Source organism: Pedobacter sp. A2324 (assembly GCF_059693705.1).
In genome coordinates this window covers 368,678-380,448 of record NZ_JCASSK010000003.1, presented here as the reverse complement: position 1 = coordinate 380,448, position 11,771 = coordinate 368,678, and the positions used below count along the sequence as shown (strand labels likewise).

At 39.8% G+C, this 11,771-nt stretch carries 14 protein-coding genes; 5 read left to right on the top strand and 9 right to left on the bottom strand.

What is annotated here, in order from left to right:
• The first annotated feature begins 30 nt into the window (after nucleotides 1–30).
• Nucleotides 31–681 (top strand): response regulator transcription factor, encoded by a 651-nt coding sequence (locus AC570I_RS10875; protein WP_047798749.1) that lies wholly within the window; start codon nucleotides 31–33, stop codon nucleotides 679–681.
• Nucleotides 682–804: 123 nt separating this feature from the next.
• Nucleotides 805–1,323, top strand: coding sequence for an RNA polymerase sigma factor (locus tag AC570I_RS10870; RefSeq protein ID WP_047798748.1), 519 nt, complete (start codon nucleotides 805–807; stop codon nucleotides 1,321–1,323).
• A 160-nt stretch (nucleotides 1,324–1,483) separates the two neighbouring features.
• Here AC570I_RS10870 and AC570I_RS10865 read toward each other — a convergent pair whose 3' ends face one another.
• A complete protein-coding gene (locus AC570I_RS10865; RefSeq protein ID WP_053058330.1) occupies nucleotides 1,484–1,987 on the bottom strand; it encodes a hypothetical protein in 504 nt (167 codons plus the stop codon).
• Nucleotides 1,977–2,420, bottom strand: a complete 444-nt coding sequence (locus AC570I_RS10860) for a hypothetical protein (protein ID WP_497405461.1) — start codon at nucleotides 2,418–2,420, stop codon at nucleotides 1,977–1,979. Before AC570I_RS10860 ends, AC570I_RS10865 begins: the two co-directional genes overlap by 11 nt.
• A 145-nt stretch (nucleotides 2,421–2,565) precedes the next feature.
• Here AC570I_RS10860 and xth point away from each other — a divergent pair, with 145 nt between their 5' ends.
• Nucleotides 2,566–3,339: an exodeoxyribonuclease III gene (gene xth / locus AC570I_RS10855; protein ID WP_497405460.1), complete on the top strand. Its 774-nt coding sequence runs from the start codon at nucleotides 2,566–2,568 to the stop codon at nucleotides 3,337–3,339.
• Nucleotides 3,340–3,390: 51 nt separating this feature from the next.
• Here xth and gpmA read toward each other — a convergent pair whose 3' ends face one another.
• The 6 genes from gpmA to AC570I_RS10825 all read right to left on the bottom strand — a co-directional run bounded on the left by gpmA (nucleotide 3,391) and on the right by AC570I_RS10825 (nucleotide 8,857).
• On the bottom strand, nucleotides 3,391–4,080 hold the full coding sequence (gene gpmA / locus AC570I_RS10850; protein ID WP_497405459.1) for a 2,3-diphosphoglycerate-dependent phosphoglycerate mutase: 690 nt from the start codon (nucleotides 4,078–4,080) through the stop codon (nucleotides 3,391–3,393).
• 99 nt (nucleotides 4,081–4,179) lie between these two features.
• Nucleotides 4,180–4,455 (bottom strand): hypothetical protein, encoded by a 276-nt coding sequence (locus tag AC570I_RS10845; protein ID WP_047798744.1) that lies wholly within the window; start codon nucleotides 4,453–4,455, stop codon nucleotides 4,180–4,182.
• Nucleotides 4,455–5,570 (bottom strand): M42 family metallopeptidase, encoded by a 1,116-nt coding sequence (locus AC570I_RS10840; protein ID WP_047798743.1) that lies wholly within the window; start codon nucleotides 5,568–5,570, stop codon nucleotides 4,455–4,457. Before AC570I_RS10840 ends, AC570I_RS10845 begins: the two co-directional genes overlap by 1 nt.
• 41 nt (nucleotides 5,571–5,611) lie before the next feature.
• Nucleotides 5,612–6,079, bottom strand: coding sequence for a GNAT family N-acetyltransferase (locus AC570I_RS10835; RefSeq protein WP_497405458.1), 468 nt, complete (start codon nucleotides 6,077–6,079; stop codon nucleotides 5,612–5,614).
• Entirely contained in the window at nucleotides 6,063–7,232 is a 1,170-nt protein-coding gene (locus AC570I_RS10830) for an MFS transporter (RefSeq protein WP_497405457.1), read from the bottom strand. Before AC570I_RS10830 ends, AC570I_RS10835 begins: the two co-directional genes overlap by 17 nt.
• 83 nt (nucleotides 7,233–7,315) lie before the next feature.
• On the bottom strand, nucleotides 7,316–8,857 hold the full coding sequence (locus AC570I_RS10825) for an acyl-CoA carboxylase subunit beta (protein WP_497405456.1): 1,542 nt from the start codon (nucleotides 8,855–8,857) through the stop codon (nucleotides 7,316–7,318).
• Between the two features lie 265 nt (nucleotides 8,858–9,122).
• Here AC570I_RS10825 and AC570I_RS10820 point away from each other — a divergent pair, with 265 nt between their 5' ends.
• On the top strand, nucleotides 9,123–9,467 hold the full coding sequence (locus AC570I_RS10820; RefSeq protein WP_497405455.1) for a hypothetical protein: 345 nt from the start codon (nucleotides 9,123–9,125) through the stop codon (nucleotides 9,465–9,467).
• Nucleotides 9,468–9,592: 125 nt separating this feature from the next.
• Nucleotides 9,593–11,197, top strand: coding sequence for a SulP family inorganic anion transporter (locus AC570I_RS10815; protein WP_497405454.1), 1,605 nt, complete (start codon nucleotides 9,593–9,595; stop codon nucleotides 11,195–11,197).
• Nucleotides 11,198–11,331: 134 nt separating this feature from the next.
• Here the strand turns inward: AC570I_RS10815 and AC570I_RS10810 are convergent, their stop codons facing one another.
• On the bottom strand, nucleotides 11,332–11,583 hold the full coding sequence (locus AC570I_RS10810; RefSeq protein ID WP_047798737.1) for a hypothetical protein: 252 nt from the start codon (nucleotides 11,581–11,583) through the stop codon (nucleotides 11,332–11,334).
• Nucleotides 11,584–11,771: the final 188 nt, after the last annotated feature.

Below are 11,771 nucleotides of genomic sequence, written 5' to 3'. Positions count from 1 at the left end.
AATTAAATGAACGTAAGTTATATTTGAGTTATGATTAACATTATTCTTGCGGACGATCATAACATTATCCGGACTTCTCTAAAAGCGCTTATCGAAAAGCATGAAGGCATTAAAGTTGTAGCAGAAGTATCAGATGGTTCAGCCGTATTAGAACTCCTTGAAAAAGGATTAAAAGCCGACATCATACTTTCAGATATTTTAATGCCACAGTTAGATGGAATCAGTTTAACAAGCCAGATTAAAGCGCGTGGATACGAAACCAAAGTCGTTGTTTTATCAATTCTCGACGATGAAAAATACGCATCAAATGCCTTTGTGTCAGGTGCTTTCGCTTACCTCTCAAAAGACATTGAAGAGGATGAATTATTGTTCTGTTTACAACATGTAATGAAGGGAAAACGCTACCTTTCTTCCAATTTATGCATCTCTATTTTAGAACGTTTTAACACTCAGTTAAACATGCTTGCCCAAAAAAGCAGTAATAAAATAAATTTTACGGAGCGTGAAATAAATGTATTAACACTCATTTCAGAAGGCCTGACTAACCAGGAAATTGCTGACAAATTATACCTGAGCAGACGCACTGTAGAAAGTCAAAGGGAAGCTCTGATCAGTAAAACCGGCACAAAAAATTCAGCATCATTAGTGCGTTTTGCAATGATAAATGGCTACGTATTATAATAAATCAGCCCCTTTTATGCTTCAAATTAAGGCGATTTGAATAAAACGTAAAAAATCGGGTATTTCTACAAATAACATCCCAGCAGCCGGGTTTGTTACTTTAAAACATTATCCCGGTTTACTATGGAAACACTAAATTTTGAGTGCGATATTTACAAGTATAAACAACCTCTGTTTGATAAGGCACTATCCTATACACGTGATGAAGATGAAGCCGCCGACCTGGTTCAGGATACTTTCATGAAAGCTTTTCGGTTCTCGGCAAAATTCGAACTCGGTAGTAATGTTAGAGCCTGGTTATTTACCATACTGAAGAATACGTTTTTAAACCATTATCATAAAGTAAAAAGAAAGAATGACTTGGTTCAACAAGAGGAGAATCTTTCTTCGGCACAGTTAGTGACCAGCGCAACAATCAATGCAGGTGCTGGTAAGTTTATGATGGAAGATATTCAAAAGGCCTTACTAATGTTACCAGAGGATAGCAGATACTGTTTTTGCAGATATTTTGAAGGATACAAGTACCATGAAATTTCCGATGAACTCAATATTCCACTTGGCACGGTAAAAACCAAAATTCATATTGCCAGGGGGCTCCTTAAAAAAATGCTAAAAAACTATAAAGACAGGACCGCCGCGTAAATAATGTCGCCGTAAATAGGTTATGTAGATAATTAATCCCTTGCAAATGAAACAATAATTTGTGCACAATTGTTATTTTTGTTCACTCTTTCATGTTTGAGCACATGTTTGGGTTTAGATATGGGATAGGTTGGGGAACCTATCCCTTTTTTTATAAACCTTAACGGTTTTCCGCTTTGATTTGTCTCATTTCGGTTTTAAGCATTTCGAGTTGCTCTTTGGCTTGTTTACTTTCCAGATAAAAATAAATTGCTGTAGCCAAAAATATTTTTCCCAAAATAAATACTGCCGCAAAAACCCATCGCCAGGCTTTGTGTATTCGCATTTGGTTCGATTCAGACTCGACTTCGATGTACCGCTCGCGGGTATTTTTATCCTGACTGTCTTTTTCGAAATCCTCGTAGTAAGGACGATTTGTTAAACCCCGTTCCCGAAGTTGTATTTCATTTACTTCGTCTTCAATTTTCTTGAAAAGTCCACTTGGAGGTTCAATAGCCATCCCTTGAGCTAATAACTCCATATCATATTCCAGCTGGTCAAGGGCATCTCCAAATTCCGGGCTTTGCTTTTTAAGAAGCAATACTTGCGCTGTTTCTTCCGCAGTTGCAACACCCATTACGTAGGTTTCCAGCAAACCGCTGTTTATTATTTCTTTAATTTCCACGTACCCTCCTCATTTTATCTACGGATAACCTTAGCTGATTCCGAATTTCATCTTCGTTTTTTTTAAGCGTAACAGCCAGGTAAGCAATAGATCTGCCACTGTAGTAAACAGCACAAAAAATTTCCTTTTCCAACTCGCTTAGTACCTCAAGGTTTTTGGTTTGTCGGGGCTTAATACACATGGGTATTGTTTGTGCTGCAAGCTTCCGCTGTGCATACTGCCTCAATTGAAACCAAATATTAAGATTATTGCTTTCCTGAACATTAAATTCCTTCGCAAAAGATGTGAGTATGAATGCCATCTGATCTTCTGCCTTTTGATGATCCTGTACAATTCCATTGATATAGCCTAACAACATGGCGGCATATTTATTATAAAACCAACGGATATCCATCGGTTCGGCAGACGGGACGTTTAAAACTGCGTTGAACATTGATATGAATTGATCTTAATCAGTTGCAAGATAAGGGCAAATTTTTAAAACTGACTAAAAATTGCCATAAATATTTACATAGATTAACAGCTTACGAAACTTAATTTTTGTTTTATAACTGATTTAATTTCTTCAAATTTACCTTATGAAAATTGCAACATATAACGTCAACGGAATTAATGGTCGCTTACCTGTTTTATTAAAATGGCTGGAAGAAACCCAACCCGACGTAGTGTGTTTACAGGAGTTAAAGGCACCCGATGAAAAATTTCCCCTTGAAGCAATTAATGATGCGGGTTATAATGCCATCTGGCACGGGCAGAAAAGTTGGAATGGAGTAGCTATTCTGGCTAAGGGGTTAGAAATTAAAGAATTAAAAAGAGGGTTGGATGGCGACCCCGGCGACTTACATAGCCGGTATATAGAGGCAGAAATTAACGGTATTGTTATTGGATGCCTCTACCTTCCGAACGGAAATCCTGCACCAGGGCCAAAATTTGATTATAAGTTATTGTGGTTTGAACGGTTCACTAAACATGCAGCCAGGTTATTAAGCTACAATATTCCGGTGGTTCTCGCAGGTGATTATAATGTTATCCCAACGGAAAAAGACGCATATAAGCCTGAAAGGTGGGTCGAGGATGCGCTTTTCCGACCAGAAACCCGTCGTGCTTTTGAAAACTTGCTCGCTCAGGGATGGACTGATGCCATTCGGAAATTATATCCTGATGATACCATTTATACTTTCTGGGATTATTTCCGCAATGCCTATGGCAGAAATGCCGGATTAAGAATAGACCATTTTTTATTAAGCCCGCAAATGAATGATAGGTTGAAAGCGGCAGGCGTCGATCGGGAAGTAAGGGGATGGGGAAAAACAAGTGATCACGGGCCGGTTTGGATAGAGGTTGAAATTTAAATCTCTACATTTATCATGTTCACATCGTATGAAGTAACGTTACCTCGTCGGTCATTCCAGATAATAATGCCTGATTTTCTGTAAATTTTCATCAAGTTCATAAACGAGCGGTTTCGCGGTCGGTATTTCTAACGCGGTTACTTCATCATTGCTCAAGCGATCAATATATTTTATTAAGGCCCTTAGGCTATTGCCGTGTGCAACAATAATTACCTTTTCATTTTTGCTGATGGCTGGAACGATTGATTCGTTCCAGTAAGGCAGTACACGTGCAATTGTGTCACCAAGATTTTCAGTTTTCGGAATTTCTTCGGCACTTAAATATTGGTACCGGCAATCATGCGCGGGGTAGCGATCATCACTTGCATCTACCGCGGGAGGTTCCTCATCAGGATCTCTTCGCCATTTCTGTACCTGATCAAATCCATATTTCCCGGCGGTATCTTGTTTATTTAAACCCTGTAAAGCACCATAAAAACGTTCGTTTAAATGCCAGCTTTTATATTCCGGGATCCATAAGTGATCTAAATCTTCTAAAATAATATGTAAAGTTTTAATAGCCCGTTTCAATACAGAGGTAAAGGCAATATCAAAATTATAATCATGCTTCTTAAGAATTTCTCCGGCCTTCTTTGCTTCTTCATGGCCATTGGCTGATAAATCTACATCAGTCCATCCTGTAAAACGGTTTTCCAGATTGTAAACACTTTCCCCATGACGAACGAGTACGATTTTTTTCATAATATATTGATAGCAAACTAATCGGCAGATTGTTTATCAGAAATATGTTAAATATCTCCTTAAAGCAAAAGGCTTGAATCGGTAATTCAAGCCTTTAATCTATTGGTTTTCGTTAAGCTCCTGCTGTTTTTTTAATGCTTCTTTTTGATCACTCAGATCTTTGTAAAAAAAATACGCGCCAAAGCCAACTATCAAAATAATGTTACTAGGCTTAAAACTATGGTCAAGCCAATAACTGAATGACGGTATATGTCCACTTAAACTTGCTTTTATGCTTGGCCAGGAATTCAATGTAAAAATGATAACAATCATTAATAAAACCCTTATAAAGGTGTTAATAGCAATTTTACCATAGTTTATCTTTTCAACCTCCATTATTTAAATTCTCTAAAATCCTGCCCGTCTTTAATGTTCAGCAAGCTTTCGTAAATTAAGCTGATTACATTATCCACATCTTCCTTATGTACCATCTCTACAGTAGTGTGCATGTAACGCAGGGGTAGGGAAATTAATGCCGATGGAACACCTCCATTCGAGTAGGCAAAGGCATCAGTATCGGTTCCGGTTGAACGCGACGAAGCCTGGCGCTGAAACGGAATTTCGTTTTTCTCTGCCGTTTTAATTAACAGTTTATTCAGGTTGGTTTGAACAGCCGGAGCATACGATACTACTGGACCTTTCCCTGCCGATAAATCGCCCTGGGTATTTTTGTTAATCATCGGTGTAGTTGTATCATGGGTTACATCCGTAATAATGGCAACATTTGGTTTAATACGCTGAGCTATCATTTCTGCACCACGTAAACCAATTTCTTCCTGTACTGAGTTAACAATGTATAAACCGAAAGGAAGTTTTTTCTTGTTTTCTTTTAACAAACGGGCCACCTCAGCAATCATGAAGCCACCTACGCGATTATCTAAGGCACGGCCAACATAATAACGGTCGTTCAGAATCATGAATTCATCTTCATAGGTAATAACACATCCAACGTGAATACCCAGTTGTTCTACTTCTTCTTTTGATGTACAGCCGCAGTCAAGAAAAATATTTTTAAGCTCAGGGGCTTGCTCTTTTTCTCCATGGCGGGTGTGGATTGCAGGCCAGCCGAATACAGCTTTTACCAGTCCTTTTTCAGTATGAATATTTACACGCTTCGAAGGCGCAATCTGATGGTCTGAACCTCCGTTGCGAATAACATAAATCAGTCCGTCATTGGTAATATAATTTACATACCATGATATTTCATCAGCATGTGCTTCAATCACTACCTTATAAGCTGCCTTTGGGTTAATAACTCCAACAGCAGTACCATAGTTGTCTACAAAATGCTCGTCAATATATGGCTTCAGGTAATTCAACCACAATTTTTGACCTTCCCATTCGTAGCCGGTAGGGGCAGGGTTATTAATATATTCTTCTAAAAACTGAAGTGATTTTTTGGTCACCACAGCAACGTGTTTTTTCTTTTCGTCGTCTTTTTTCTTAGCCATGTGATATTGGTTTTACCAGCAGGATACAAAAAACATAAAATTTATATTTCTTCGTGCTTCTGTGGTTCTTCGTTATTTAATGTTAATTCCATTACTACAAAATCGTACCCGTCTTTAAAGAAGGTTTTTCCTGTTTCATGAAAGCCAAATTTATAATAAAATTCTTTAGCATTTACCCTGGCATTGCACCATAACTTAGATGCTTTCTGAATTTTACAAAAATCCAGCAGATATTCCATTAGCCTGCTTCCCAGTCCCGATTTCTGAAAATTACTGGATATGGCCAGTTTTCTGAATTGGTATACATCTCCTTTATTGAATAAGGAAACCACGCCTGTAAGCTTATGGTCAAGGTAAAGTCCGAAATGTATTCCTTCAAAATCATCATCAAGTTTCACACTGTCGAAAGGTAGTTCGGGGTACATTACTTCATGGCGGATACGCCAGGTGAGGGAAGGGAATATTTGTTCAATCTGGATGGTGGGTGCAAGATCAGCTGGTTTTACCATAAAATTTATAAACTAATATATTCAAAATGATAATGGCCGTCAATCCATAGCAAAAGAAATTCCAGCCACCTTTATCCCACAAAAGCAAACCTAAAGCGGAACCACAGCTGGCACCGATAAAGCTAACGGACATGAAAATAGTATTCAAACGGTTCCTGGCTTCCGGAATTAAGGTGTAAATCCGTGTTTGATTGGTTACGTGTATGGCCTGCTGCCCGATATCGATCAAAACAATTCCAATTACAAATAAGTACAAATGGTTGCCAGTAAAATAGAAAAGCGCAACACTCACAATCTGTAAAATAAACCCAATCATCAGGTTCTTTCTCGGATTATTTCCATCGCTTAATTTGCCCACAAGCGGGGCGGCGAGGGCACCTGCTGCACCGGCAATTCCAAACAACCCAATTTGCAGCGTCTGGAAATTAAAAGGAGGATTAGCAAGAAACAGCACCATGGTTGTCCAGAAGGCACTGATAATGGCAAAGGCCAAAAAGTTAATGATTGATGTCTCCCTCAATACGGGTTGTGTTTTAATGTAGCTGAACATAGAAGTCATCAGCTGGCGATACCCGCCCTTAAAAGACGGATAGCTTTGAGGAAAACGTTTTGCCATTAAACCAATCAGCAACAAACATATTCCCGCTGCAATGTAGTAAACGGCTCTCCATCCCAGCCAAAAGCCTATACTACCGCTTACCGCTCTGGAAGCCAAAATACCAACCAGTAATCCACTCATAATTGAGCCTATATTGGCTCCACGATTTTCATCGGTACTTAAATTAGCGGCAAGCGGTAAAATAAGCTGAGGCACTATAGAGCAGCAGCCAATTAACAGTGAGGCAATCTCGAGTAAAAAAAAAGTATGTGAAACGGCGGCAACAAGTAAGGCTAAAATGGCCAAACCGGTTATAAATAGTATTTGCTTCTTGCGCTCAAACATATCGCCAAGCGGTACTAACAGGAATAAACCCAGCGCATAGCCAATCTGGGTGATGTAGGTGATGCGCCCTGCGTAGGTTTCCGATAAGTTGAAATCTTTTGCAATCAGGATTACCAGTGGCTGGCAGTAATAAATGTTTGCAACTATCAAACCCGTGCAAAAGGCCATCAGTAATATATCAATCCGTGATAATTTTGTAGTAATCTGCATAATTGTCTTAATTCACTGGTCACCGCTCACGAGTTCCATATACATTTTTTGTGTATTTGTTGAATGATGACGGTTGACAGTTTTTACAAAGGTATATTTCCGTGTTTCTTTCTGGGGTTATTTACTACTTTATTCTCCAGCATTTTAAAAGCTTTGATCAGTTTAATGCGCGTTTGCGCTGGTTCTATTACTTCATCAATAAACCCACGTTCTGCGGCGCGGTAAGGATTCGCAAAAAATTCTGAATACAGTTTTTCTTTCTCCAGCCATTTCTCTTCCGGGTTCTCAGCCATTGAAATCTCTTTCTTGAAAATAATTTCTGCCGCTCCTTTAGCACCCATTACGGCAATTTCTGCACTAGGCCAGGCATAATTCATATCCGCACCGATATGTTTGCTGTTCATTACATCATATGCCCCGCCATAAGCTTTTCGGGTTATTACAGTGATACGTGGTACCGTGGCTTCGCTAAATGCGTATAATAATTTAGCTCCGTTCGATATAATACCATTCCATTCCTGATCGGTACCAGGGAGAAAACCAGGAACGTCCTCAAAAACCAATAGCGGTATATTAAAACAATCGCAAAAACGTACAAACCTCGCGGCTTTAACTGAAGAATTACTGTCAAGAACACCAGCAAGATAGGCGGGCTGGTTGGCTACAATCCCTATGCTTCTGCCTGCAAGGCGCGCAAAGCCGACAACAATATTCTCGGCAAAATCTTTATGCACTTCCAAAAAAGAACCGCTATCACTTACAGCAGATATTACCTCCTGCATGTCGTACGGCTGAGATATATTTTCGGGTAAGAGTTGGTCTAACAGCGCCCTGCTTTCATCAGCCAAATCATAGGGAAGTGAAGCTGGTATTTCCTCACAATTCTGAGGCATGTAACTCAAGAGTTTTTTTACATGGCTTATTGCCTCTATTTCATTGGCACAGGCAAAATGTGTTACACCGGATTTGGTAGCGTGGGTAGTTGCCCCCCCTAGTTCCTCTGAAGTGACTTCTTCATGGGTTACTGTTTTTACCACGTTTGGACCAGTAACAAACATATACGAAGTATGCTCAACCATCAAAATAAAATCGGTTATTGCAGGAGAATACACCGCACCACCGGCACATGGCCCCATAATCGCCGATAGCTGCGGGATCACGCCCGATGCCTGAACGTTCTTGTAAAAAATATCAGCATAGCCGCCCAATGAAACTACCCCTTCCTGTATTCGCGCACCTCCACTATCATTCAGGCCAATCAGGGGAGCCCCGTTTTTCATGGCCATATCCATTATCTTACAGATTTTTTCGGCGTGAGTTTCAGACAAGGATCCCCCAAACACAGTAAAGTCCTGAGAAAAAATGTAGGTTAACCGGCCGTTTATGGTGCCGTAACCGGTAACTACGCCATCTCCAGGATATTGCTCACGCTCCATTCCAAAGTCTGTGCTGCGGTGGGTTACCAGCATACCTATCTCTTCAAAACTACCTTCATCCATTAAAAAGTGAATACGCTCACGCGCTGTTAACTTTCCTTTTTGATGCTGACTGTCAATCCGTAGCTGGCCACCGCCAAGCTGAGCCTGTTTTATTTTATCCTGAAGTAGTGCTATCTTTTTATCCATAAACCGCAATTAACAGAATCTAAATTTAAAAATTAGTCCTGTGAATGCAAGTACATAATTAACCTTTGTTTTTGATTGTAAGTAAAGATAGAAAGTACCGCTGTATCACCGGGTAGCAAATCAAAACACTGGCGGCTTTGAAATTCAATCGCTTAGTGTTTTGAGATTATGTGTCAATCCGATAATTTTTTTTCAGATATACATTGAAAAACCAATTAAGCGTTTACTTTTGTACAACACATTAGAATAAGATTAGAGAACCATCATGCTTTTCAGAAAGTATAAATACCTCATCGTAACAGCATTTATGCTCATCTTTGTTGCAAAGATGGGGATTTCTGGAGCGCCGGTATTTTTTTCAAGCATTGATAAAGACATGATGAAGGCTGTAATTATGCAGATTGAGCTTGAACATGACGGTGGAAAAGATACTTCTAAAGATACAGCCAAGTGTACTGATTTTAAGCTGGTGGAACTAAACCACCCAATTTTATCGTACGAGTTTTCTTCCAGTCATTTCATTTTGAGGAGTAGTTTCATAGAGCATTTCCGCCGCTATGCCGATCCGTATCATCCAACGGTTCCAACACCTCCCCCAAACCTTATTTAATATCCCCTTCTTAATCTAAATTCTTTCAGCAAAGCTGTATGCTGCTGCGCGCTGGTGTTTACATCCGCCAAGGCAAGTACCTACGGAATTGTTCATTTTTCAGCGTACCAGATATTAATATCGTTATGAAACAGTCAGATCATTCGTCATCAGGCATAGATATAAAAAAGTATTTTCTCAAAAAGAATCTTAAAAAGGATCTCCCATCAAGTATTGTGGTTTTTTTGGTGGCCTTGCCACTTTGTTTAGGTATTGCACTTGCTTCTGGTGCTCCGTTATTTGCTGGTCTGGTAACTGGTATTATCGGCGGGATAGTTGTAGCCTCTGTTAGTGGTTCACAACTAAGTGTAAGCGGCCCGGCGGCTGGGTTAACCGTAATTGTACTGGGAGCTATAACTTCACTCGGCAATTATCCTACTTTCTTACTTGCTGTAGTTTTAGCAGGGGTTCTTCAGCTAATTCTGGGCCTGGTTAAGGCTGGTACAATAGGCAATTACTTTCCTTCTAGCGTTATCGAAGGAATGCTTGCGGCCATCGGACTCATTTTAATACTCAAACAGCTTCCGCACGCTTTAGGGGTTGATACTGATTTTACAGGTGATGAAGGATTTTTTCAGCAAGATCATGAGAATACGTTTTCGGCTATTTCCGCCGCTATTGGTCATTTTAGTCTGGGTGCTGTAGTAATTAGTCTCCTGTCAATAGCTATTCTGCTTTTCTGGCCTAAGTTTACGAAGCTCGCCATTGTGCCAGCACCGCTATTAGTGGTTATCCTTGGTGTAGCTGGTACCGTATTTTTCGCGCAAACAGGACATCCGCTCCGGCCAGATCAAATGGTGAAAATACCCGTAGTAGGAGGGTTCAGTGAATTTTTAGGTCTGTTTACCATACCCGATTTTTCTCAACTAGGCAACAAAAATGTTTACATCGTTGCGATAACAATAGCCGTTGTGGCAAGTTTGGAAACGCTGTTGAGCATTGAAGCTATTGATAAAATCGATCCCATCAAAAGGGTTTCTCCAACGAACAGAGAATTGATGGCACAAGGTATTGGCAATATCGCCAGCGGTATGGTCGGCGGTTTACCCTTAACCTCTGTAATCGTCAGAAGTTCCGCAAATGTAAATGCCGGTGGAAGAACCAAAATGTCAGCTATTTTCCATGGAGGGTGGTTATTATTGTCACTGTTGTTCATTCCACAAGTCATTAACATGATTCCGTTATCCTGTTTAGCGGCAATCCTCCTTGTAACAGGTTATAAACTTACCAGGTTGAGCCTCTTTAAGCATATGTATCATAAGGGCTGGGATCAGTTTGTGCCATTTGTGGTAACCATCGTTGCTGTTCTATTCTCCGACTTGCTTAAAGGAGTCGCTGTGGGTATGCTCGTTTCGATTTTTTATCTGTTGCGCACCAACATGCGTAACCCTTACTTTTATAGAATTACTAATGATGGCGATCAAAAAAATGTGAGGATCAAACTGGCGGAAGAAGTGTCATTTTTAAATAAGGCAGCAATTCAGGTTGTACTAACCAATATTCCAAGAGAAACCAACGTCATTATAGATGGCTCAAATGCACGATATATTGATCCTGATGTACTGGAAACTATTTTTAATTACAAACACAATGCTTATACAAAGGGCATCATTGTCACCCTCGAAAACATCCGGAAGCATTACACTGTTCCCAAATTAACCAATCAGGTTTTAGAAGATATAAATAAATAAGGTTACAGGTTTACAACCTAACAAGCCACATCATTATAAATATGATGGTAGCCTGTAACTATCTCCATAATGCAGCACCAGCATTCAATTAAGCTAATTAGTATATTCTTCAGGCCCCGGTTATTCCCGGGGCTTTATTCTGCTGCAGAGTTTGGCATATTCCCTGCATGCCCTTTGTTTCCTTTTTCCGCATCTTCACGGGCTTCTTCCGAACCAAAGTCCCCTCTGCCAAAATTTCTTCCAAGGTTACCAGCATCAGATTTTACTTTGTTTTTATCACTGTTTTCATCACTATGGTGACGTGGTACAAGCTGATCAGGCATGTTGCTTTTATCGGCACTGTTATCTGCGTTTTTGTCCTTCAAATTGTCATTCTCGTTTTTCATAATGTCTAGCTTTGATCTATTTAGAACAGCAGAAAGCTGTGATAGTTTGATGAGAATGATCCGATACTAAATAAAAATCCACCGCAATGTGCGATTGTAGTCATTGCAGTAATCTTTTAGAAAAAGAAAAACCCTCGATTGCTCAAGGGTTTTAGATATAAATAATAATATAATTTATGGTATCCTGT